The organism is Burkholderia sp. HI2500 (assembly GCF_002223055.1).
Classification (GTDB): Bacteria; Pseudomonadota; Gammaproteobacteria; order Burkholderiales; family Burkholderiaceae; genus Burkholderia.
Window position 1 is genome coordinate 127,789 of record NZ_NKFL01000005.1, and the last position, 21,328, is coordinate 149,116.

Genomic DNA, 21,328 nt, shown 5'->3' on the forward strand with positions numbered 1-21,328 from the left:
CGCCATGACTACCGCACTCGACCAGCTGAAGCAGTACACGACCGTCGTCGCCGACACGGGCGATTTCCAGCAGCTTGCGCAATACCAGCCGCAGGACGCGACCACGAACCCGTCGCTGATCCTGAAGGCCGTCCAGAAGGATGCGTACAAGCCGATCCTCGAGAAAACCGTCCGCGATCATCGCAACGAAAGCACCGATTTCATCATCGACCGCCTGCTGATCGCATTCGGCACCGAGATCCTGAAGCTGATCCCGGGCCGCGTGTCGACCGAGGTCGACGCACGTTTGTCGTTCGACACGCAGCGCTCGATCGACAAGGGCCGCGAGCTCATCAAGCTGTACGAAGCAGCCGGCATCGGCCGCGAACGCATCCTGATCAAGCTCGCGTCGACGTGGGAAGGCATCCGCGCGGCCGAGGTGCTGCAGAAGGAAGGGATCAAGTGCAACATGACCCTGCTTTTCTCGCTCGTGCAGGCCGCTGCATGCGCGGAAGCCGGTGCGCAGCTGATCTCGCCGTTCGTCGGCCGCATCTACGACTGGTACAAGAAGCAGGCCGGCGCCGAGTGGAATGAAGAGAAGGACGGCGGCGCGAACGATCCGGGCGTGCAGTCGGTGCGCCGCATCTACACGTACTACAAGACGTTCGGCTACACGACCGAAGTGATGGGCGCGAGCTTCCGCACGACCAGCCAGATCATCGAACTGGCCGGCTGCGACCTGCTGACGATCAGTCCCGATTTGCTGCAGAAGCTGCAGGACAGCAACGAGACGGTCGCGCGCAAGCTGTCGCCGGAAGCGCTGCAGGACAAGCCGTCCGAGCGTGTCGCGATCGACGAGGCCGCGTTCCGCTTCCAGCTGAACGACGACGCGATGGCGACCGAAAAGCTCGCCGAAGGCATCCGCGTATTCGCCGCCGATGCGGTGAAGCTCGAGAAGCTGATCGACTCGCTGCGCTGAGCCACTGAGCCACTGAGCCGCGACAAGCGTCAGCGGCTGTCAGCAACACTGGCAACAGCCGTCAGCACGCACGCCGCACACGGCCGCGAACGTCATGTTCGCGGCCGTTTTTATTTTTCATTCCATCGTCAAGCACGCGCACTACAATCCACGTCACGGGTGCGTCGGCCGCCTCCCGAGGCCCCCTTTCCCAGTCAGTCTTGTACGACGCCGAACCCGCGCAGAAGTGTAGGCCGGCCCCCTCAATACAGGAGACAACGATGCAAGTCCAACCGTACCTTACGTTCTACGGTCGCGCCGACGAAGCCCTTCAGTTCTACGAAAAGGCACTCGGGGCGAAGACGATGTTCAAGATGCACTTCAAGGACGCGCCGCCGAATCCCGACTATCCGATGACGCCGGAGATGGCCGACAAGGTGATGCACGCGAGCTTCACGATCGGCGAGTCGATGATCATGTGCTCGGACGGCGACTGCAGCCAGCCCGGCGGCGGCGTGCACGCCGGCTATTCGCTGTCGCTGAACCCGGCGACGGTCGAGGAAGGCCAGAAGCTGTTCAATGCGCTCGCCGACGGCGGCGAAGTGACGATGCCGTTCGGCAAGACGTTCTGGGCGCTCGGCTTCGGGATGGCGAAGGATCGTTTCGGCGTGCACTGGATGGTCAACGTCGAGGATCTGTCGCAGCGCGAGAACCTCGCAGAGCGCGCGCAGGGATAACGCGAAAAGCAAAGCCCGCCACCTTTGTGAACTGACCCCGTAAAGTTGGACGGGTTATGACGGCTAGGGCTGAGAGGGCTGAGTTCTGTATTGCACGGGACTCAGCCCTTTTAGTTTCAGTTTGATGCGGTCGTGATTGTAGTAGTGGATGTAGCTTGCCAAGCCGGTTTGCAGTTCGTCCAGGTTGCGGAACCGATTCAGATGGAAGAACTCGGATTTCAGCGTGCCGAAGAAGCTCTCCATGGCGGCGTTGTCCAGGCAATTCCCTTTACGCGACATGCTTTGCGTGAGCGCTCGTTGCTGCAGTAGGCGGCGATACGCAGGCATCTGGTACTGCCAGCCCTGATCCGAATGCAAGAGAGGCCGCTCGTGTGACTTCAAGCGCGCCAATGCCTTGCGAAGCATTGCGCTGACCATCTCGAACGCCGGGCGCCTCGCGGTTTCATAAGCAATGATCTCGCCGTTGTACAGATCGAGCACTGGTGACAGGTACAGCTTCTGGCCGCCCACGTTGAATTCCGTGACATCCGTTACCCACTTCTCGTTCGGACGCTTTGCGTAGAACCGACGCTGTAAAACATGAGGTGCAACACGTCCGACGCTACCTTTGTAGGAGCGGTATTTCTTCGGGCGCACACAAGACTTCAGCCGCAACTCACCCATCAGACGCGCCACAGTCTTGTGGTTAATCACCTGTCCCAGATTACGTAGAGCGAGCGTGATGCGTCGATAGCCGTAGCGGCCCTTGTGCCGTTCGAACAGCGAGCAGATTCTTGCCCTTGTATCGGCATACTTGTCGGCTGCTCCGAGCAATTTCTGATGATAGTAGAACGTGCTGCGCGCCAAGCCGGCAACCTTCAACAAGCCCGCAAGCGGATATTGCTGCCTTAGCTCGAGCACGATTTGCGCTTTTTGCGTTGCGCTGATCGCTGCTGCGCTTGAGCCAAGGCTTCGAGCTTTTTTAAGTACGCGTTCTCCATGCGCAGGAAGTTCAACTCGTCGAGTAGTTCCTGTCGGGAGCGCGTATCGTCCTCGGGTAGCGGCGGTGGCGTGAGCGGTGGCTTGGGCATCTTCCTGGGGCGCCCCCGCTGGCGCGGCGACAGTGCGTCTATACCGCCTTCATCATACTGGCGTTTCCACTGGCCGATGGCCGTACGGTTCCTAATGTTGAAGCGTGCAGCCGTCTCACGCGCTGACAACCCTTCGCTACGCATTTGCTGCAGTACAAGCAACTTGAACTCTGCGCTGTAGCGCTCGCACTTCTTCTTCAAGCCCGCCGGACCATGTATGCGATGGGCCGCCACCCACTTGCGGATCGTCGCCTCATCGACGCCGTGGCGCTTGGACATCTCACGGAACCCAGCGTGGCCGGACTCGTACTCCTCTGCAATGGATACCTTGAACTGCTCCGTGTACTTGCTCATGAAAAACACCCCAAAGGTTGGATCGATGTCCAACTTTTGGGGTGCAGTTCATTTGCCGGTGGCGGGCTTTTTCATTGCGTGGCCGTGCAGGCGGCGTCAGCCTTCCACCACGTCGAGATAGTCCTCCGGCCGCGTGCGATCCTCCGCGTGCGCCATGCCCATCACGCGCACCAGCACGCTCACCACCACCGCCACCACCAGGTTCACGATCAGCGACCACACGGCTGCATAGCCGGGAATCGCGAGACCGAACAGGTGGATCGTGAAGATCGATCCGGCCAGCTTCAGCGAGATCGCCATCCACGTGCCGCACACGATGCCGGCCGCCCAGCCGGCCAGCAGGCCGCGATGGTCGAGCACGCGCGTGTACAGGCCGAGCACGATCGCCGGCAGCGTCTGGATGATCCAGATCCCGCCGAGCAGCTGCAGCTGGATCGCGTAGGTCAGCGGCAGCCCGAGGATGAACGCGACGGCGCCGACCTTCACGATCAGCGACACGAGCTTCGCGACATGCGTTTCCTGCTCGTGCGACATGTTGCGGTTCACGAACTCGCGGTGAATGTTGCGCGTGTACAGATTCGCGGCCGCGATCGACATGATGGCCGCCGGCACCAGCGCGCCGATGCCGATCGCCGCGAACGCGACGCCGACGAACCACGACGGGAAATACTGGAGGAACAGCGCGGGCACCGCGAAGTTCGGGCCGAAGGCCTTGAAGTACGGTGCGTACTGCGGCATGTCCTTCACGCCCGATGCGAGCGCCATGTAGCCGAGCAGCGCGAGCAGGCCGAGCACGAACGAATACGCGGGCAGCATCGCCATGTTGCGACGGATCGAGTTGCCGGACGACGACGACAGGATCGCCGTCACCGAGTGCGGATACAGGAACAGCGCGAGCGCCGAGCCGATCGCGAGCGTCGCGTACGCGCTGTAGCCGTTCAGGCTCATCGCGTCGGGCGCCTTTAGCAGCAGCTTCGCAGGCGGCACGCTCGCGAAGATGTGCCCGAAGCCGCCGAGCTTCGCCGGGATCACGATGACCGCCGCGGCGATCGTGATGTAGATCAGGATGTCCTTGACGATCGCGATCATCGCCGGCGCGCGCAAGCCCGACGTGTACGTGTACGCGGCGAGGATCGCGAACGCGATGATCAGCGGCAGGTCGCCGACGAAGCCGGTCGTGTCGAAGCCGAGCGCGCCGATCACCACCTCGATGCCGACGAGCTGCAGCGCGATGTACGGCATCGTCGCAACGATGCCCGTCACCGCGATCGCGAGCGCGAGCATCCGGCTGCCGTAGCGCGCGTTGACGAAGTCGGCGGACGTCACGTAGCCGTGCCGCTTCGCGATGCTCCACAGCTTAGGAAACACGACGAATGCGAACGGGTAGATCAGGATCGTGTACGGCAGCGCGAAGAAGCCCATCGCGCCGGCGCCGAACACGAGCGCGGGCACCGCGACGAACGTGTAGGCCGTGTAGAGGTCGCCGCCGAGCAGGAACCACGTGACGATCGTGCCGAAGCGGCGGCCGCCGAGGCCCCATTCGTCGAGATGGGCGAGATCGCCGCGCCGCCAGTTCGCGGCCAGGAAACCGATGATCGTGACACCGATGAACAGCAGCACGAAGACAAAGGTTGCGCCGAGATTCATCGTGCACCTCCCTGCGGGCCGCTCGCCTTCCACGCGTTCTTGGTCTTGAAGTACACGAACGCGGTGATCACCGCGCTAATGAAGACCCAAAGCAGCTGGTACCAGTAGAAAAACGGAAAACCCAACCATTGCGGTTCGATCTTGCTGTACGACGGTACCCAGACCATCGCGATCAGCGGCAGTACCAGCAGCCAGAGCCAGCGCTTGGCGGCCCGGTTGGCGTCGGCATCGTGAGCCATGACGTCTCCTCATCTTTCCCGGTTATCGATCTTGTTGAGCGGGTACGGCGCCGAGAGGAGCGCAAAACGGGTAGGCTGCGGCTCCCCTGGCTTCGCGCCAGTATAGGAGCCGCTAGCACGCGGTCAAGCGGGGGCGAACCCGAGTGATCCGCCCCTTGTCGCGTGGTTGCACCGGCATGCCGCCGGTGCATGAAGCGTCAGATCGCGAACGCGGTGTCGCGTGCGCCGGTCGTTTCTTTCAAAGCTTTCACCCACTTGCGCGCGGGCAGCTTCAGCGTGTCCTCGATCAGCTTCGCGCGTTCGTCGAGCTGGGCGAACGACACGTCGAGCGCGGGGCCCGAGAACGCGATCGCGATCCGGTTGCCGTCATGCACTTCCGGCAGCGCGATCACGCGGTGATCGAACGCCGCGTTCAGGTGCTTCATGTTGCGCACGAAGCTCGGATGATCGCCGAACAGGTTGATCGTCGCGATGCCCGCGTCGGCGAGGCAGCCGCGCACCGCGCGGTAGAACGCGACGCTGTCGAGCACGGGGCCGCGCGCGGTCGCGTCGTACAGGTCGATCTGGATCGCGCCCGTCGTGCCGCGGTTGGCCGGATCGTTGACGAAATCCCACGCGTCGGCTTCGTGCACGGCGAGCCGTGCATCGTCGGGCGGCAGCGCGAACATCGTGCGCGCGGCCACGATCACGGCCGGGTTCAGCTCGACGGCCTCGACCTTCGCTTGCGGCAGGAAGCGGTGCGAGAACTTGGTCAGCGCGCCGGTGCCGAGCCCGAGCTGGACGACCCGCTCGGGCGTTTCGAGGAACAGCAGCCACGCCATCATCTGCTGCGCATATTCGAGCTCGATATGCAGCGGCTTCGAGATCCGCATCGCGCCCTGCACCCATTCGGTACCGAAGTGCAGGAAGCGCACGCCGCCCTCTTCCGAGAACGTGACGGGCGCGAAGCGCGGCTTGCGCGGGGCTTCGAGCACGGGCACGTCGTCGTGCTCGTCGATGTCCGGGCGGCGCTTCAATCGCGGCGGCTGGAGTTTTTCGGAGCCGTTGTACGCGGACGGCTTGCTGCGCTTGTACGCGCGCGCCTCGGCGGACGCGCGCTTGATCAGTCGGGTCATGTGTGAATCTCGCTGGGTGAAGCTGGTTTTAGCGGACGAGAGGATAGCATTGGCGGAGGGCTGGAGCCGCCGGCGATACTCGGCCGATCAGCCGACTTGCAGCCACCGGCAACGTGGACGATAATGCATCGCAATTGCGATGCATTGAGGCCAATGATGAAAACTGCCACTTTTCCGTCGGTTCGGGTCGAACCGGAACTGCGCGACGCCGCCGAAGATGTCCTTCAGGAAGGCGAAACGCTGTCGAGTTTCGTCGAGCAATCGATCCGCGAAGGCATCGAACGCCGCCGTCTCCACAGTGAATTTATTGCACGCGGCCTTGCGTCACGGGACGAGGCCCGCCGTACTGGCGAATATGTGTCGTCGTCCGAGGTTCTCGAGCGGCTGGGTCGACGGCTCGACTCACTCCGTGACAGGAAGCGTCAGGCTCAATGACGTATACGGTTCGCTTTACGCTTGCGGCAACCGATGATCTGGACCGACTCTATGCGTTCGTCGTCGATCGGGACGAGGCCGATGTCGACGTGGCCGAGCGCGCGCTGGCGGCCATTGCTTCGGGCATCGCTACGCTCGAATCCTCCCCGTTCACCTGCCGTAAAGTCCATCCGTCGATGCCGTTTCTGCGGGAGTTGATCATCCCGTTCGGTGCGTCCGGCTATGTTGCATTGTTCGAAATCGACGACAGCCATACGGTGACGATCCTTGCCGTGCGTCACCAGCGGGAAAGCGACTACCACTGACGACGAGGGTCTCATGAACTCGACCGACAAGAAGATCTGGTTTCCGGCGAAACGCTACGGCTGGGGCTGGGGGTTGCCGGTCGCGTGGCAGGGCTGGGTCGTGCTGATGCTGTTCATGATCGGGATCGTTGGGAGCGCGTGGCTTTTGCCGCCGCACAAGTCGCCGTTCGCGTACGGCGGGTGCATCGTGGGGTTAACCGTGATCCTGATTACCGTGTGCTGGATCAAGGGCGAGAAACCCCGGTGGCGATGGGGCAAGGACGATTGAACGCTAGAGTCAGTGCCCGGCTCTACTTAGTACTCGCACCGACTTCGATCACGAACTGTTTGTCACTACACCCGCCTTTACGCAAACGACAGCATCGCCCTCACCGGACTCGAAGATCGCGATACCAGCGTCTCGTGACCATCCTTACAATCACCTCCACAAGCAAAGCTGAATCTCCGATCACTCGTCCCCATCGATCTCGGTCAACACATCAGGACTTGAAAACGTCCAATTTGGACAGTAACATGTCGACATTGGACAATTTCACCTTGTGGAGCACGCGATGGATGTCAAGTACGCATACTGGAACAATAAGGGCGGCACCGGCAAAACGAGCCTGTGCTTTCAATCGATCGTTCGCTACGCTGAAAAACATCCGAAAAAACGCATCTTGGCGGTCGACATGTGCCCGCAGGCCAACCTATCCGAGTTGATGCTTGGCGGGCTGAATAATAAGGGCAGCGAGAAGCTACTGGAGCGACAAGGCTTGGTGCCCAGATGCAGTGTTGGTGGGTACTTTCAACTCCGGCTGCCAGCGCCGTACGCCCCGCCAATTTTCAACGCGCATGACTTCATCACGAAGCCAAACAGCTACAACCAGGGCGTACCCTCAAACGTCGATCTGGTATGCGGTGATCCAATGTTGGAGCTCCAATCGAATGCCGTAAACACGCTTGCCAACAACCAAATTCCGGGAACGAATCCGTGGATTGCCGTCGTCGATTGGTTGAAAGATTTCCTGGATCAGCTTACCGACGAATACGACGTGGTCTTTCTCGATTGCAATCCTAGCTTCTCACTCTATACGCAGATTGCCCTCTCTACAGCAGACCGCATTGTGCTTCCCGTGATGGCGGACGACTCTTCCCGGCGGGCAATCCAAAATGCATTTTCCCTTATCTATGGCCTGAAACTACCGTCGGAAATTTACGCTGCGTACGCCTTCGCAACAAAGCTGAAGGATGCAAAACGCCCACTTCCCAAAGTTCATCTGATCGTCAAGAATCGACTGACGCAGTATATGGGTGCCGCATCGGCCTATGCCGCCGTATTGCATGCTATCGAAGGTGACGTGAGCCAACTTTTGAAATCGAATCCTGAAATCTTCGGCTTCAAGAAAGTGGCAGCTGGGTTCGTGGAAATTCGAGATTTTCAGACAACCGGCGTGGTAGCTTTCGCAAAGGGGCTTCCGTTCTCGAAACTCCCGGTCGGCAAACAATCCATCAACGGCCATCGTGTGCAGGTGAAAGAGGACTACCTCGTCAATGCAAAGAAGGCGATGGATGATCTAGTCGCGAAACTGTGATCGTAGCTTCGCGGGCACCGAACGAGATTGCAACCCAAGCAAAGGTTATTTCGATGGCCGACGCATTTCACTATCCACCAGAGCTGCTTGAATTGCTCGTTGAGACTATTCCTCGCCTCAGCAGAGCAAAGAAAGGCGTCATACTCTTCCTGCGCGGCGCCGGGGTTGCCGAAGAGGATCTTGCCGAAGTGGAGCGCACCGTAACAATAGACCCGCGCTCCATCAGCAAATTCGAGATCGTCCGTAGGGTTCTCGTAAAGGTCAATGCACGTGGTGATAGTGGCCTGCGTCCTCGGCGCGAGATTATTAAGCGCGTGGTGGAGTTCGAAAGCTTCGAAACCTGCTGGCCGGAAGACCAGATGAAAGCGAAAGGGTTTGTAGCAAGCGTTCGAGAAACAGTCAATGCAAAGGATTCGTTCACGCGCATGAAGCAAGAGCGAGAAGCTGAGCGCGAAGCCACCCGAGCTCGCCAGCTTGCAGAGCAAGCAGCAACAGCCGAGAAACGCACCAAGATACAAGAGGTGAGCACGCGACTTGCAGCACTATTCGGCATGAATGACCAGCCCCATGAACGGGGAAAATTGCTTGAAAGCGTTCTCAATGACCTTTTCAAAGCTTATGGGATTCTGGTCCGAGAGGATTTCCGCCGCAAAGACCCGGACACATCGGTTGTAATTGAGCAAATCGACGGAGTGATAGAACTCGACGGCGTGCTGCATATTGTGGAAATGAAGTGGCTCAACTCGCCAGTCGGCACCGCCGAATTTTTTCCTCATCTCAGTCGCGTGTTCCTCCGTGCGAACGCTAACGGCATCTTCATTTCAGCCGCTGGCTTCACCGATCCTGTTATTCGGGAATGCACCACCGCACTCACTCAGAAGACGATGTTGCTCTGTTCATTGCACGAAATCGTCATGCTATTGCAGCGAGGCGACGATCTAATTCCATTTTTTAAGAAAAAATCGCATGCAGCCATTGTCAACAAGAATCCATTTCTACAGATTCTCTCGTAAGCCGCATGGCGAGACGTAAGCCGAAAATATAGTCCCACTCACGAAGTAATCGTATTCCTGCACAAGTGCAGACTCTAATCGAGCACCTGCCGCCACTGCGCGAGCTTCTGCTCGAACGTCAGCATCGCATTCGCCGGGCTCGACGAAGGCAGCACGAGCGTGTCGTACCCCGCCGCGCCGATCACCTCTGCGAACCGCCCCGCCGTCTTGCCGTTGAAACACACGCGCTTGAGCAACGGCGCATGCTCGCGCAACGACGCGAAATCGTTCGGCTTCGCATGCCGGATCGCCGAATCGAGGCTGCCCTCACGATGGCACGCGGCCAATACATCCCAGATTCCGATCCCGTGCGACAGCACACGCTCGAGCCGCGCGTCGTACGCGAACTCGTGCAGCCCGTGCTCGCCGAGCACAGTGCCGAGCAACCGCCAGAACTGGTTGCGCGGATGCGCGTAATACTGCGCGGCATCGAGCGACGCCTCGCCCGGAAAACTGCCGAGGATCATCGTGTGCGTATTCGCCGCGACGACCGGCGGAAAACCCCGCAACATCACGCGCCTCCGTCCGGCCCGCCCGAGCGCGGCCCGTCGCCGTGCGCATCGAGATGGCGCCACAGCGCCGGCAGCATGCACTCGGTGACCATCAACGGCTTGCCGTGACGCTGGAACACCGAGCGCCGCGCGGCGAACGAATGCGGCGCACGCGCCGCGCCAAGCGCGTGGCTCGCCAGCGCATACAGCGGATGGCCGGCGATCACGCGCCGGCTGACGAGCGCCGAACGCTCGACCTGCGGATCGCTGTACAGCAGCTCCGCCAGCGGACGCGTGCGCAGCCGCCGCATCGCCTGCCACACGCCCTTGCTGGCCGCGAGCGGCGCGATGCTGTGCGCGGCGACGAACGGCGTGCCGTCGACCGACAGGATCACCTCGCGCACCCACATCGGCGCGCGCGGCGCACTGGCGAGCGCGTCCGGCTCGTCGAACCACGGGCAGTCGACGGCCTCGCGCGTCACGCGCACGTTCACGCGGCCGAGCCGCGCGAGGTGCGCGGTCAGCGATCCGCCGCGCGTCAGCCAGTCACGCTGATCGAGCGTGCAGCCAGGCCGAGGCGTCTCGCGCCAGCCGGCCTGACCGCCGTCGAATCGCATGCGTGCGTTCACGCGGCGCGCGACAGCAGCAGCGCGTTGGTCCGCTTCACGAAGCTTGCCGGATCGTCGAGCATGCCGCCTTCGGCGAGCAGCGCCTGATCGAACAACAGATGGCACCAGTCGCCGAAATCGGCGCTGTCGGCGTTCAGCTGCTTCACGAGCGCGTGCTCCGGGTTGATCTCGAGGATCGGCTGCATCGCCGGCGCGTTCTGGCCGGCCGCCTTCAGCATGCGCTGCAGGTAACCGCTCATGTCGTTGTCGTCCGCGACGAGGCACGACGGCGAATCGGTCAGGCGGAACGTGACGCGCACTTCCTTCACCTTGTCGCCGAGCGCTTCCTTCATCTTCTCGACGACCGGCTTGATCGCCTCGCCCGCCTGCTCCTGCGCCTTCTTCTCCTCGTCGTTCAGCTCGCCGAGGTCGAGGTCGCCGCGTGCCACGCTCGCGAGCGGCTTGCCGTCGAATTCGTGCAGGAACGACAGCATCCATTCGTCGACGCGGTCGGTCAGCAGCAGCACCTCGACGCCCTTCTTGCGGAACACTTCCAGATGCGGGCTGTTCTTCGCGGCCTGCCACGTATCGGCGGTCACGTAGTAGATCTTGCTCTGCTCGGGCTTCATGCGCGACACGTAGTCGGCGAGCGACACGTCCTGCGCGTCGGTGTCGCCGTGCGTCGACGCGAAGCGCAGCAGCTTCGCGATGCGCTCGCGGTTCGCGTGATCCTCGCCGAGGCCTTCCTTCAGCACCTGGCCGAACGCGCCCCAGAACGTCTTGTACTTCTCCTTGCCGGCATCCTCTTCCGCGTTCGCGAGCTCTTCGAGCATCGACAGCGCGCGCTTCGTCACGCCTTCGCGGATCGCCTTCACGTCGCGGCTTTCCTGCAGGATTTCACGCGACACGTTCAGCGGCAGGTCGGCCGAATCGACGACGCCCTTCACGAAACGCAGGTATTGCGGCAACAGCTGCTCGGCGTCGTCCATGATGAACACGCGCTTCACGTACAGCTTCAGGCCGCCGCGATAGTCGCGGTTCCACAGGTCGAACGGTGCGTGCGACGGCACGAACAGCAGTTGCGTGTATTCGCTGCGGCCCTCGACGCGGTTATGCGTCCACGTGAGCGGATCCTGGTGGTCGTGCGCGATGTGCTGGTAGAACTGCGTGTACTGCTCGTCGGTGACGTCGCTCTTCGACCGCGTCCACAGCGCGCTCGCCTGGTTGACGGTCTCGTCCTCGTCCTTCAGGACCATCTCGCCCTTTTCCTGATCCCATTCTTCCTTCTGCATCAGGATCGGCAGCGCGATGTGGTCGGAATACTTCTGGATGATCGACTTCAGGCGGTGCGACGACAGCAGGTCGTCCTCGCCTTCGCGCAGGTGCAGCGTGATCGTCGTGCCGCGCTGCGCGCGCTCGATCGCGTCGATCGTGAAATCGCCCTCGCCCGCGCTTTCCCAGCGCACGGCTTCGCTCGCCGGCAGGCCCGCGCGACGCGTTTCAACCGTGATCTTGTCGGCGACGATGAAGCCCGAGTAGAAACCGACGCCGAACTGGCCGATCAGCGCCGCATCCTTCTGCTGGTCGCCCGACAGCTTCGTGAAGAACTCCTTGGTGCCCGAACGCGCGATCGTGCCGAGGTTCGCGATCGCTTCGTCGCGGCTCATGCCGATGCCGTTGTCGTCGATCGTGATCGTGCGCGCGGCCTTGTCGTAGCCGATGCGGATGCGCAGGTTCGGATCGTTCTCGTACAGCGCGTTGTCCGCGAGCCCTTCGAAACGAAGCTTGTCGGCCGCGTCGGACGCGTTCGACACCAGTTCGCGCAGGAAGATTTCCTTGTTGCTGTAGAGCGAATGGATCATCAGGTGGAGGAGTTGCTTGACCTCTGCCTGAAAGCTCATCGTTTCATGTGCCATGGATGCTGTTTCCTCTTACTTGAACTTGAATGGGGTGCCGCGAGCGCCCGGCGCGCGACGCCGGCCGGCCCGTGAAAGGCGACCGCCTGGCGCTAGCGGTTTGCGCGCGTATCTGGAGGCGGCACGCCCGATTTCAAGGGCGGGCGTGCCGCGCCGCGTCACGATGCGCGGCGCACGGCCGAATCGATGTAGCGCGACAGCAGCGCCGGCAGCGCGGGATCGCCGCAGTTCGCGACGTTGAAGCGCATCCACGTGGACGGCGATTGCTGCGGCGAGAACAGGCTGCCCGGCGTCAGCAAAAAGCCGGCCTCGTGCGCGACCGCCGCGAGCGCGTCCGAGTCGACACCCGTGTCGGCCCACAGGAACATTCCGGCCGCCGGCATCGTGAAAAGGCCGAGCCCCGTGCGCTCGAGCATCCGCGCGGTCTTGTCGCGCACGCCGTCGAGCCGCGCGCGCAGCCGCTCGACGTGACGCCGGTAATGCCCTTCGGTCAGGATCTTGTAAAGCACGCGCTCGTTGAGCTCGGGCGTCGTCATCCCCACCAGCATCTTCTGGTCGGTGACCGCCTTCGCGATCTCCGGCGCGCACGCGACATAGCCGACCCGCAGGTTCGCCGCAAGCGTCTTCGAATAGCTGCCGAGGTAGATCACGCGCTTCAACTGGTCGAGGCTCGCGAGGCGCGTGGCCGGATAGCTCGGCGGGCACAGGTCGCCGTACACGTCGTCCTCGACGACGAGGAAGTCGTACGCCTCCGCGAGCTTCAGGATCCGGAACGCCTGCGCGGCCGACAGCGACGTGCCGGTCGGGTTCTGCAGCACCGAGTTGATCACGAGCATCTTCGGTCGCCACATCTGCACGAGCGTTTCGAGCGCGTCGAGATCGGGGCCGTCCGGCGTGTACGGCATCCCGACGAGCTGCGCGCCCTGCGCCGCGAAGCGCCCGAACATCTGGAACCAGGCCGGATCGCCGACGATCACCGCATCGCCGGGCTTCACGTAGATCCGCGCGATCAGGTCGATCGCCTGCGTGATCCCCGACACCAGCACGATCTGTTCGGGCTTCGCGCCGATCTCCACTTCGGCGAGGCGCGTCTGCAGTTGCTGGCGCAGCGGCAGGAAGCCCTGCGCGGTGCCGAAGCCGAGCATCTGCGCGCCGGACTGCCGCCCGAGCGCGCGCAGCGCCCCGGTGATCAGTTCGCCGTCGAGCCAGCGGCCCGGCAGATAGCCGAGACCCGGCCCCTTTTCCGGGCTGACGGTGTGCAGCATGTTGCGCAGCAGCCAGACGACGTCGATCGTGTTGTGCACCGGCGCGGCCTCGGCCACGCGTGCGACGCCGTCGGCCGGCTGCGGGCCGGCGGCCGTGCGCTCGCGCACGTAGAAGCCCGAGCCGCGCCGCGAGTCGAGGTAACCCTGGGCGACGAGGCGCTCGTACGCCTCGACGACGGTGAAGCGCGACACGCTCTTGTCGAGCGCGAGCTTGCGGATCGACGGCATCCGCATGCCGGGCCGGAACACGCGTTCGTCGATGCGCCGTCGCGCCCACTGGACAAGCTGGTCGACGAGCGTGAGCGTGGCCGTGTCGTGCGGCACGGGAATCTGGGCGAGTGGGACGGTGGACATGGGCGGCAGCTCCAACTGTACCGAAGGCTATCGCGCCGATTGTACCGTTACTGTGCCGGTAGCGACGATTACAGTTGACCGGAATGGCGGCCGTGCGGCCACCGTTCCGGCCCCGCCGCACCTGGCACCGCGCCCACCGGCCCGCATCGCGTCCGGTACGCCGGCCGGTCCGGCCACCGCCCGGCGCATCGCCTGCCCACCATGACACTTTCGCTTCCCGACCGACGTTCATGCCAGCCCGCTCCCTGACACTCGACCATCTCGTGATCGCCGCGCGCACGCTCGACGAAGGCGTCCGCCACGTCGCCGACGCGCTCGGTATCGAACCGGCCGGCGGCGGCCGCCACCCGCTGATGCGGACCCACAATGCGCTGTTCGGCGTATGGGGCGGGCTCTACCTCGAAGTGATCGCGATCGATCCCGATGCGCCTGCGCCGAACGCCGGCGCCGAGCCGCCGCGCGCGCGGCTGTTCGGGCTCGACGATCCGGCCATGCACGCGCGGCTTGCGCAAGGCCCGTTTCTCGCGCACTGGGTCGCGCGGGTCGACCGTCCGCGCCAGCTCGCGCTGTGGCAGAGCCAGTACCCGGCGCGCATCCCGCCGGTCGTCGCGATGCGGCGCGGCGACCTGAGCTGGGGCCTCACCGTGCCCGACGACGGCACGTTCCCCGCGTGGCAAGGCGCGGGCGACGGCCTCCTGCCGTCGCTGATCCAGTGGGACAGCGCGCGCCACCCGGCCGAATCGCTGCCGGGCGACGGCGTCGCGCTGAAAGCGCTCAAGGGCGCCCACCCGCGCGCCGACGCACTCCGCGAGCAGCTCGACTGGCTCGGCGCCGCCCACCTGCTCGACCTCGACGCCGCCGACGGCCCACCCGCGCTGGTCGCCGAATTCGACACGCCGCAGGGCGCACGCACGCTGCGCTGAACACCCTGCCGCCTCGCTGAACTACACCCATACCGGCAACACGGAGACACCCACTTCATGAATTCGCGCGAAACCCGGGGCATGCTGCTCGGCCTCATCGGCGTGATGATCTTCAGCCTGACGCTGCCGATGACGCGCATCGTCGTCGCCGAACTCCATCCGCTGCTCAACGGGCTCGGCCGCGCGCTCGCCGCCGCGGTGCCGGCCGGCCTGCTGCTGTGGTGGCGCCGCGAGCCGCTGCCGACCCGCGCGCAGCTGAAAAGCCTCGCGATCACGTCGCTTGGCGTGATCATCGCGTACCCGGTGTTCTCCGCATGGGCGATGAAAACCGTACCGGCGTCGCACGGTGCGGTGGTCAACGGCCTGCAGCCGCTGTTCGTCGCGCTGTACGCGGCCTGGCTGTCGCACGAGCGGCCGTCGAAGGCGTTCTGGGCCAGCGCGGTGGCCGGCAGCGCGCTCGTGATCGCGTTCGCGCTGCGCGACGGCGGCGGCACCGTGCAGGCCGGCGACGCGCTGATGCTCGTCGCGGTCGGCATCGGTGCGCTCGGTTATGCGGAAGGCGCGCGGCTCGCGCGCCAGATCGGCGGCTGGCAGGTGATCTGCTGGGCGCTCGTCGTGTCCGCGCCGTTCCTCGTGCTGCCGGTCGGCTGGCTCGCGTGGACGCAGCATGCCGCGCATCCGGGCCCGCTCGCGCTGCGCACGTGGCTCGCGTTCGGCTACGTGACCCTCTTTTCGCAATTCATCGGCTTTTTCGCGTGGTACGCGGGGCTCGCGATGGGCGGCATCGCGCGCGTCGGCCAGGTGCAACTGCTGCAGATTTTCTTCACGATCGCTTTTTCCGCGTTGCTGTTCGGCGAAACGGTGACGCCGTCGACGTGGCTGTTCGCAGCCGCGGTGATCGCCACCGTGGTGCTCGGGCGCCGCTCGGCGGTCGCCACCGCCGCGCAACCGGCTCGCGCCGGCTGAACAGCTGCGCCATAATGGACGTTTTGCCTGATCGGTTTGCCCACCCGGCCGCGAAGGCTCTATCGCGCTCGTGCCCGCCCACCCGGCGGCGTCGAAGCGATTTGCCCGAACGACCTTTCTTGACTGACCACGATATCCGAACGAGGAGACTATGAATCCGAGCGACCTGCATCCGCCGCACTGGCAGCTTTCCGAACGCGCACGCAAGCTGACGAGCTCTGCCATCCGCGAAATCCTGAAGGTCACGGAACGCCCCGAGGTCATCTCGTTCGCCGGCGGCCTGCCCGCCCCTGCCACGTTCCCGGCCGAGCGCATGCGCGCCGCCGCCGATCGCGTGCTGCGCGACGCGCCGGCCGCCGCGCTCCAGTACAGCGCGACCGAAGGCTACCTGCCGCTGCGCGAATGGATCGCCGAGCGCTACAGCGTGCGCGTGTCGCAGGTGCTGATCACGACCGGCTCGCAGCAGGCGCTCGACCTGCTCGGCAAGGCGCTCGTCGATCCGGGCAGCCCGATCCTCGTCGAAACCCCGACCTACCTCGGCGCGCTGCAGTCGTTCTCGCTGTACGAGCCGCGCTACGTGCAGGTGCCGACCGACGAGCAGGGCCTGCTGCCGGACGGCCTCACGCCCGAACTCACGCAAGGCGCGCGCCTCTTGTACGCGCAGCCGAACTTCCAGAACCCGACCGGCCGCCGCCTGCCCGTCGAGCGCCGCCGCGCGCTCGCCGAGTTCGCGCAGTCGAGCCCGTTCCCGGTGCTGGAAGACGATCCGTACGGCGCGCTGAACTATCGCGGCGAGCCGCTGCCGACGATGCTGTCGATGGCGCCCGATCACATCGTGCACCTCGGCACGTTCTCGAAGGTGCTCGCACCGGGCCTGCGGATCGGCTACATCATTGCGCCCGAGGAACTCCACTTCAAGCTCGTGCAGGCCAAGCAGGCCACCGACCTGCACACGCCGACGCTCACGCAGCGCATCGCGCACGAAGTGATCAAGGACGGCTTCCTCGACGAGCACATCCCGACGATCCGCGAGCTGTACAGCGCGCAGTGCGACGCGATGCTCGGCGCGCTCGAGCGCCACATGCCGGAAGGCGTCACGTGGAACCGCCCGGAAGGCGGGATGTTCATCTGGGTGAACCTGCCCGCGCAGATCGACAGCATGAAGCTGCTCGCCACGGCCGTCGACAACCACGTCGCGTTCGTGCCGGGCGCGCCGTTCTTCGCGGACAACGCACAGCAGAACACGCTGCGCCTGTCGTTCGTGACGGTGCCGCCCGAGAAGATCGAGGAAGGCGTCGCGCGCCTCGGCAAGCTGCTGCGCGAGCGTCTCTGATCCCCTTTTTCCTGTCACGACTCTCTACGAGGAATCGAATCCATGGCTAACGTCTACGACAAGCTGAAGTCGCTCGGCATCGAGCTCCCGACCGCCGGCGCACCGGCCGCCGCCTACGTGATGAGCGCGCAAACCGGCAACACGGTGTTCCTGTCGGGCCACATCGCGAAGAAGGACGGCAAGGTCTGGGCCGGCAAGCTCGGCGCGGATCTGCAGACGGAAGACGGCAAGGCCGCCGCCCGCTCGATCGCGATCGACCTGCTCGCGACGCTGCACGCGCACACCGGCGACCTGAACAAGGTCACGCGCATCGTCAAGCTGATGAGCCTCGTCAACTCGACGCTCGACTTCACCGAACAGCACGTCGTGACGAACGGCGCGTCGGAACTGATCGCGGAAGTGTTCGGCGACGCCGGCAAGCACGCGCGCTCGGCGTTCGGCGTCGCGCAGATCCCGCTCGGCGCGTGCGTCGAGATCGAGCTGATCGCCGAAGTTGCGTAACGAACGCAGCCCGATGCCCGGCCGTCTCGTCCGTTTCAAGCAGGTCGACGTATTCACGTCGGTACCGTTCAAGGGCAACGCGCTCGCCGTGGTGTTCGACGCCGATTCGCTCGGCGACGACGACATGCTCGCGATCGCCCGCTGGACGAACCTGTCGGAAACGACGTTCCTCTGCACGCCGACCGATCCGGAAGCCGACTACCGCGTCCGGATCTTCACGACGGAGGGCGAACTGCCGTTCGCCGGCCACCCGACGCTGGGCACCGCGCATGCGTTCCTGGAAAGCGGCGCGCGGCCGCGCACGCCGGGCCGGCTGATCCAGCAGTGCGGGGTCGGCCGGGTCGCGCTGCGCGAGCAGGCCGACGGCTGGGCGTTCGCCGCGCCGCCGGCACGCGTCACGCCGCTCGACCGCTCGGACTACGCGGCGCTGGCTGCCGCGTTGCGCAGCGACGCGCTCGATCTGGATGCCGAACCGTGCGCGGTCGACAACGGCGCGCCATGGCTGGTCGTGCGGCTGAAGTCGGCCGATGCCTGCATCGGCCTGACGCCCGATCCGGCCGCGCTGGCGGCGCTCACGCACCGCTACGGCATGGACGGCGTCGCCGTCTACGCGCCGCACGCGGAAGGCGGCCCCGCGACGTTCGAAGTCCGCTGCCTGATGACGGGCGGCAATTTCGGCTTCGGCGAGGATCCCGTCACCGGCAGCGCGAACGCCGCGCTCGCCGGGCTGCTGACGCGGCAGGAACGCCGCCCCGGCCAGTCGTATACGGCCCGCCAGGGTACGGCGATCGGCCGCGACGGCCGCATCTTCGTCAGCTATGACGAAGACGGCACCACGTGGATCGGCGGCCAGGTCGTCACCGTCGTCGACGGCACTTTCCTGTCACCCGCCTGACATTTCGCGATGTGCGATGGCGCCGGCCCGTCCGGCGCCCCCTACGATTCGCCCAACTATCGCAAAAACGTTCCAACCAGTAATATCGGGCCTAATCCGTTGTTTCGGAGGTCTGTCCATGGTTGCGTGTCCCGCGAACGAACAGACGTCGGGACAACCCCAACCAATAGTCAGCCATCCAGACGGATGGCGCACGCGAGCAGGACGCCACCCGCTTCGATGAGCTCCGCCCGGTCCAACCACACGCCGCCGCCCCGGCCGCTACGCGCGCCGCGCAAATCGCGCCGGCGTGCGCTATTTGCGATCCCGCTGCTCGGGATGCTGGCGCTCGCGCTGCTGTGGGCCGTGATCATCGCGCGTCTGTCGGTGGAAAAGGACAGTGCGTACAAGGAAGCAGCGGCTTCCGCGGCGATCCTGTCTTCCGCGCTCGAGCAGCATACGGTCAAGGCGATCCACCAGGTCGACCAGATCACCCGCTTCGTCAAGTTCGAATTCGAGAAGTCGCCCGCCCGCTTCAACCTCGCCAGCGCCGTCGAGAAAGGCGTCGTGCCGAGCGACACGCTGATCCAGGTGTCGCTCGTCAACGCGAAGGGCATCCTGTTCGCGAACACGGCCGAGCTGCATCCGCAGCCGATCAACCTGTCCGACCGCGAGCACTTCAAGGTCCACCTCGCGCACAACGACGACCGCCTGTTCATCAGCAAGCCCGTACTCGGCCGCGTGTCGAGCCACTGGACGCTGCAGATGACACGGCGCCTGAACAACCCGGACGGCAGCTTCGCGGGCATCGTCGTCGTGTCCGAAGACCCGAGCTACTTCACCAACGACTTCTACAACAACGCGGCGATCGGCAAGGAAGGCGTGATCGCGGTCGTGTCCGATACCGGCGCGGTGCTCGCGCGGCGCACGGGCTCGGTCAGCAATGCGCCCGGCGCGTTTTCCGCGTCGGGTGTTTACCCGATCGCCGAGCGCGTGACGGGCACGATCATCGATCCGATCGACGGCGTGACGCGCATCGTGTCGTACCGCCACCTCGACGGCTACCCGCTCGCGGTGATGGTCGGGCTGTCGCAAACCGAGGAATTCGCGGACTACTACCACACGCGCAACGTCTACCTGCTGATGACGAGCTTCATCACGCTCGCGATGCTCGCGTTCTTTGGCGTCGCGACGGGCCTGATCGGCAAGCTGCTCGGCCGGGAGCGCGAAATGACGCAGCTCGCCGAGTACGACCTCCTCACCGGCCTCGCGAACCGCTATGCGACGCTGCGCGGGTTGCGCAACGACGTGTCGATGCCGGCGAGCCTGTCGCGGCTCGGGCTGCTGTTCATCGATCTCGACAACTTCAAGACCGTCAACGACACGCTCGGCCACAACGCCGGCGACATCGTGCTGCAGATGACCGCGTCGCGCCTGTCCGATGCGGTCGGCGACGAAGGCTCGCTCGCGCGCATCGGCGGCGACGAATTCGTCGTGGTGATGAAGGGCGACGACGTCGAGCGGCGCGCGGTGCGGCTCGCGGAAGCGATCATCCGGATGTTCGGCGAACCGTTCGACGTGCGCGGCAGCTCGTTCGTGCTGCATGCGAGCATCGGCATCGCGCTGCACACGGTGGCGAACGAGAGCGAGATCGACCTGCTGAAGAAGGCCGATCTCGCGATGTACAGCGCGAAGGACGCCGGCAAGAACTGCTACCAGTTCTATGCGCCGCACCTGTCGCACCGCGCCGACCACCTGATGCGCTGGGAACAGCAACTGCGCGTCGCGCTCGCCGAGGGGCAGCTGTTCCTCGCGTACCAGCCGAAGATCGACCTCACGCACCGCCACATCACCGGCTTCGAAGCGCTCGCGCGCTGGGATCATCCGGAGCACGGCGTCATCTCCGCGAACGAATTCATTTCGATCGCCGAATCGACCGGCCTGATCGTGCCGATCGGCGACTTCGTGATCCGCACCGCGTGCGAGCAGATCGCGCGCTGGCGCGACGAAGGCCACGACACGCTGACGCTCGCGGTCAACATCTCGCCGGTGCAGTTCTGGCGCGGCGACCTGATCGAGACGATCTCGCAGGCGCTACAGGACACCGGCATCGACGCGAACCGGCTCGAGATCGAGATCACCGAGACCGCGATGATGGAATATCCGGAGCTCGTGTCCGAGAAGATCGTCGCGCTGAAGAAGCTCGGCATCCGCATCGCGCTCGACGATTTCGGCACCGGCTATTCGTCGCTGTCGTACCTGCACCGCTTCTCCGTCGACACGCTGAAGGTCGACCGCTCGTTCGTGCAGGCCATCCCGAATGATCGCAGCGTGTGCGTGATGGTGTCGTCGATCGTGCATCTCGCGCGCTCGCTCGGCCTGACCGTCGTCGTCGAAGGCACGGAAACCGAGGAGCAGATCACATGGCTCGCCGCGCTCGGCGAGATCGAGGCGCAAGGCTTCCTGTTCTCGCGACCGGTGCCGGCCGACGCGATTCCCGCGCTGATCGCACGCTTCGGCGTGCGCGGCGACGCGCCGAACGTGATCGCGCATCGCGCGACCGGCAGCACGGGCGCGTAAGCGCAGCGCGGCCGTGGCCTTGGTGGCTATTGCGTGCGCCGGCATTGTTTCG

Annotated in this window: 21 protein-coding genes; 13 read left to right on the forward strand and 8 right to left on the reverse strand. The window is 64.5% G+C overall.

All coding sequences use genetic code 11. The annotated features are described in order from the left end of the window. Positions 1 to 4 precede the first annotated feature (4 nt). Entirely contained in the window at positions 5 to 958 is a 954-nt protein-coding gene (gene tal, locus CFB45_RS13395; RefSeq protein ID WP_089426036.1) for a transaldolase, read from the forward strand. Between the two features lie 260 nt (positions 959 to 1,218). Continuing rightward, on the forward strand, positions 1,219 to 1,674 hold the full coding sequence (locus CFB45_RS13400; protein WP_089426037.1) for a VOC family protein: 456 nt from the start codon (positions 1,219 to 1,221) through the stop codon (positions 1,672 to 1,674). A gap of 63 nt (positions 1,675 to 1,737) precedes the next feature. On the opposite strand, the gene CFB45_RS13405 is transcribed toward CFB45_RS13400, so the two are convergent. From CFB45_RS13405 to CFB45_RS13420, 4 genes are all read right to left on the reverse strand, one after another. Then, positions 1,738 to 3,098, reverse strand: a protein-coding gene (locus tag CFB45_RS13405; protein ID WP_089425429.1) for an IS3-like element ISBam1 family transposase whose coding sequence is annotated in 2 segments (ribosomal slippage) — positions 1,738 to 2,639 and positions 2,639 to 3,098 — 1,362 coding nt in all. Because the reading frame shifts where the segments join, the coding sequence is not laid out codon by codon here. A 96-nt stretch (positions 3,099 to 3,194) separates the two neighbouring features. Continuing rightward, complete coding sequence (mctP, locus tag CFB45_RS13410; RefSeq protein WP_089426038.1) at positions 3,195 to 4,745, reverse strand: monocarboxylate uptake permease MctP; 1,551 nt, start codon at positions 4,743 to 4,745, stop codon at positions 3,195 to 3,197. Next, entirely contained in the window at positions 4,742 to 4,984 is a 243-nt protein-coding gene (locus tag CFB45_RS13415; RefSeq protein WP_011352801.1) for a DUF3311 domain-containing protein, read from the reverse strand. Before CFB45_RS13415 ends, mctP begins: the two co-directional genes overlap by 4 nt. 197 nt (positions 4,985 to 5,181) lie before the next feature. Continuing rightward, positions 5,182 to 6,099: a spermidine synthase gene (locus CFB45_RS13420; RefSeq protein ID WP_089426039.1), complete on the reverse strand. Its 918-nt coding sequence runs from the start codon at positions 6,097 to 6,099 to the stop codon at positions 5,182 to 5,184. Between the two features lie 156 nt (positions 6,100 to 6,255). Between CFB45_RS13420 and CFB45_RS13425 the strand changes: the two genes are divergently transcribed. The 5 genes from CFB45_RS13425 to CFB45_RS13445 all read left to right on the forward strand — a co-directional run bounded on the left by CFB45_RS13425 (position 6,256) and on the right by CFB45_RS13445 (position 9,426). After that, positions 6,256 to 6,534: a YlcI/YnfO family protein gene (locus CFB45_RS13425; protein WP_089426629.1), complete on the forward strand. Its 279-nt coding sequence runs from the start codon at positions 6,256 to 6,258 to the stop codon at positions 6,532 to 6,534. Then, positions 6,531 to 6,839, forward strand: a complete 309-nt coding sequence (locus CFB45_RS13430; protein ID WP_089426040.1) for a type II toxin-antitoxin system RelE/ParE family toxin — start codon at positions 6,531 to 6,533, stop codon at positions 6,837 to 6,839. Before CFB45_RS13425 ends, CFB45_RS13430 begins: the two co-directional genes overlap by 4 nt. 13 nt (positions 6,840 to 6,852) lie before the next feature. Then, positions 6,853 to 7,107, forward strand: coding sequence for a hypothetical protein (locus tag CFB45_RS13435; RefSeq protein ID WP_089426041.1), 255 nt, complete (start codon positions 6,853 to 6,855; stop codon positions 7,105 to 7,107). A 283-nt stretch (positions 7,108 to 7,390) separates the two neighbouring features. Further along, positions 7,391 to 8,413, forward strand: a complete 1,023-nt coding sequence (locus CFB45_RS13440) for a ParA family protein (protein WP_089426042.1) — start codon at positions 7,391 to 7,393, stop codon at positions 8,411 to 8,413. A gap of 53 nt (positions 8,414 to 8,466) precedes the next feature. Then, on the forward strand, positions 8,467 to 9,426 hold the full coding sequence (locus tag CFB45_RS13445; protein ID WP_089426043.1) for a restriction endonuclease: 960 nt from the start codon (positions 8,467 to 8,469) through the stop codon (positions 9,424 to 9,426). A 74-nt stretch (positions 9,427 to 9,500) separates the two neighbouring features. Here CFB45_RS13445 and CFB45_RS13450 read toward each other — a convergent pair whose 3' ends face one another. The 4 genes from CFB45_RS13450 to CFB45_RS13465 all read right to left on the reverse strand — a co-directional run bounded on the left by CFB45_RS13450 (position 9,501) and on the right by CFB45_RS13465 (position 14,099). After that, positions 9,501 to 9,977: a DNA-deoxyinosine glycosylase gene (locus CFB45_RS13450; protein ID WP_089426044.1), complete on the reverse strand. Its 477-nt coding sequence runs from the start codon at positions 9,975 to 9,977 to the stop codon at positions 9,501 to 9,503. After that, positions 9,977 to 10,573 (reverse strand): chorismate--pyruvate lyase family protein, encoded by a 597-nt coding sequence (locus CFB45_RS13455; RefSeq protein ID WP_089426045.1) that lies wholly within the window; start codon positions 10,571 to 10,573, stop codon positions 9,977 to 9,979. The genes CFB45_RS13450 and CFB45_RS13455 overlap by 1 nt, the downstream gene beginning before the upstream one ends. A gap of 8 nt (positions 10,574 to 10,581) precedes the next feature. Next, on the reverse strand, positions 10,582 to 12,480 hold the full coding sequence (gene htpG, locus CFB45_RS13460; RefSeq protein ID WP_089426046.1) for a molecular chaperone HtpG: 1,899 nt from the start codon (positions 12,478 to 12,480) through the stop codon (positions 10,582 to 10,584). 158 nt (positions 12,481 to 12,638) lie between these two features. Further along, complete coding sequence (locus CFB45_RS13465; RefSeq protein WP_089426047.1) at positions 12,639 to 14,099, reverse strand: aminotransferase-like domain-containing protein; 1,461 nt, start codon at positions 14,097 to 14,099, stop codon at positions 12,639 to 12,641. A 230-nt stretch (positions 14,100 to 14,329) separates the two neighbouring features. Here CFB45_RS13465 and CFB45_RS13470 point away from each other — a divergent pair, with 230 nt between their 5' ends. From CFB45_RS13470 to CFB45_RS13500, 6 genes are all read left to right on the forward strand, one after another. Then, positions 14,330 to 15,022: a VOC family protein gene (locus tag CFB45_RS13470; RefSeq protein WP_089426048.1), complete on the forward strand. Its 693-nt coding sequence runs from the start codon at positions 14,330 to 14,332 to the stop codon at positions 15,020 to 15,022. 57 nt (positions 15,023 to 15,079) lie between these two features. Next, complete coding sequence (locus CFB45_RS13475; protein ID WP_089426049.1) at positions 15,080 to 15,988, forward strand: DMT family transporter; 909 nt, start codon at positions 15,080 to 15,082, stop codon at positions 15,986 to 15,988. Between the two features lie 151 nt (positions 15,989 to 16,139). After that, the gene (locus CFB45_RS13480) at positions 16,140 to 17,321 is read left to right on the forward strand and encodes an aminotransferase-like domain-containing protein (protein ID WP_089426050.1); all 1,182 of its coding nucleotides are present in this window, start codon (positions 16,140 to 16,142) and stop codon (positions 17,319 to 17,321) included. Between the two features lie 42 nt (positions 17,322 to 17,363). Beyond that, the gene (locus CFB45_RS13485; protein ID WP_011352811.1) at positions 17,364 to 17,822 is read left to right on the forward strand and encodes a RidA family protein; all 459 of its coding nucleotides are present in this window, start codon (positions 17,364 to 17,366) and stop codon (positions 17,820 to 17,822) included. 13 nt (positions 17,823 to 17,835) lie between these two features. After that, the gene (locus CFB45_RS13490; RefSeq protein WP_089426051.1) at positions 17,836 to 18,717 is read left to right on the forward strand and encodes a PhzF family phenazine biosynthesis protein; all 882 of its coding nucleotides are present in this window, start codon (positions 17,836 to 17,838) and stop codon (positions 18,715 to 18,717) included. A 219-nt stretch (positions 18,718 to 18,936) separates the two neighbouring features. Continuing rightward, the gene (locus CFB45_RS13500; protein ID WP_089426052.1) at positions 18,937 to 21,276 is read left to right on the forward strand and encodes a bifunctional diguanylate cyclase/phosphodiesterase; all 2,340 of its coding nucleotides are present in this window, start codon (positions 18,937 to 18,939) and stop codon (positions 21,274 to 21,276) included. The last annotated feature ends 52 nt before the right edge of the window (positions 21,277 to 21,328 follow it).